This window comes from Mycobacterium sp. NPDC003449, from assembly GCF_053588415.1.
Genome location: NZ_JBSFPX010000366.1, coordinates 1 through 1,682, shown reverse-complemented (window position 1 = coordinate 1,682; position 1,682 = coordinate 1). Strand labels below are relative to the sequence as shown.

The window sequence follows — 1,682 nt, the reverse complement described above, 5'->3', positions numbered from 1 at the left end:
GCCTGGCGGCTTTCGAGCATCAGGATGTGCCGTTCGAGGTGTTGGTGGAGCGGCTCAACCCGGCCCGCAGCCGGACCCATCACCCGCTCGTTCAGGTGATGCTGACTTGGCAGAACTTTGGGACGGATCCCACTTCGAGACTGGCATTGGGCGATGTGCGGGTCACGCCGCTGCCCGCGGAAACCCGAACTGCTCGGATGGATCTGGTGTTCTCACTGGGTGAACGCGTCGACGCAACCGGTGCGCCGGCAGGAATCGGCGGCTTGGTGGAATTCCGTACCGATGTGTTCGATGCGGTGAGTATTGAGGCGTTGATCGAGCGGTTGCAACGGGTGTTGGTAGCGATGACGGCGGACCCGTCGCGGTTGTTGTCGTCGGTCGATCTGCTCGACGCGGCCGAGTCTGCGCAACTTGACGGGTTTGGGCATCGCGAAGTCTTGGCCGAGTCTGTGGCCGAGGAGTCCATTGTGGCGAAGTTCGCCCGGCAGGCGGTGCGTACTCCGGATGCGGTGGCGGTGAGTTTTGAGGGTCGGTCGTGGACGTACCGGGAGCTGGATGAGGCCTCGAATCGGTTGGCAGGTCTGTTGGTTGATCAAGGGGCGGCCGCCGGCGAGTGTGTGGGGTTGTTGTTGGGTCGCTCGGAGCGGGCGGTGGTTGCGATTCTGGCGGTGTTGAAGTCGGGGGCGGGGTATCTGCCGATGGATCCGGCGGTGCCGGATGCGCGTATTGAGTTCATGGTGGCTGATGCGGGTCCGGTGGTGGTGTTGACCACGGCTGGTTTGGCGCATCGGTTGGCGGGTTGTGGGGTGCGGGTGGTCGATGTTGAGGATCTGCGGATTGACACCTACCCCGCTGGCCTGTTGGCGGTACCGGCGGCTGATGATGTGGCGCATGTTATTTATACGTCGGGGACGACGGGTGTGCCGAAAGGTGTTGCGGTTACGCATGGCAATGTGACGCGGTTGTTTGATGGTCTTGATGTGGGTGTGGGTGTGGGGTTGGGCTCGGGTCAGGTGTGGGCTCAGTGTGCGTCGTTGGCGTTTGATTATTCGGTGTGGGAGATGTGGGGGGCGTTGTTGCATGGTGGCCGGTTGGTGGTGGTGCCTGAGCAGGTGACCCGGTCGCCGAAGGATTTGCAGGCGTTGTTGGTCGCTGAGCGTGTTTCGGTGTTGAGTCAGACGCCGTCGGCGGTGGGGATGTTGTCGCCGGGTCAGTTGGGGTCGGTTGGGGTGTTGATGGTGGCTGCTGAGGCGTGCCCGCCGGAGGTGGTGGATGCGTGGTCGTCGGGTCGGGTGATGGTCAATGGGTATGGGCCGACCGAGACGACGGTGTATGCCACGATCAGCCGGCCGTTGCAGGCTGGGTCGGGTGTGGTGCCGATCGGGTATCCGGTGCCGGGGGCGGCGTTGTTTGTGTTGGATCGGTGGTTGCGGCCGGTGCCCGCGGGTGTGGTGGGTGAGTTGTATGTGGCGGGTCGTGGTGTCGGGGTGGGGTATGTGCGCCGGCCGGGGTTGACGGGTTCGCGGTTTGTGGCGTGTCCGTTCGGTGGGCCGGGTGCGCGGATGTATCGCACCGGGGACTTGGTGTCGTGGGGTGTCGATGGGCAGTTGCGGTACGGCGGGCGGGCCGATGAGCAGGTCAAGATCCGCGGGTACCGCATCGAACTCGGCGAAATCCAGTCT

At 64.1% G+C, this 1,682-nt stretch carries 1 protein-coding gene; it reads left to right on the top strand.

The window, feature by feature from the left end; genetic code table 11:
• Positions 1-1,682 (top strand): non-ribosomal peptide synthetase (locus tag ACWDTP_RS38345; protein WP_450028426.1); only part of this gene is annotated, 1,682 nt, incomplete at both ends.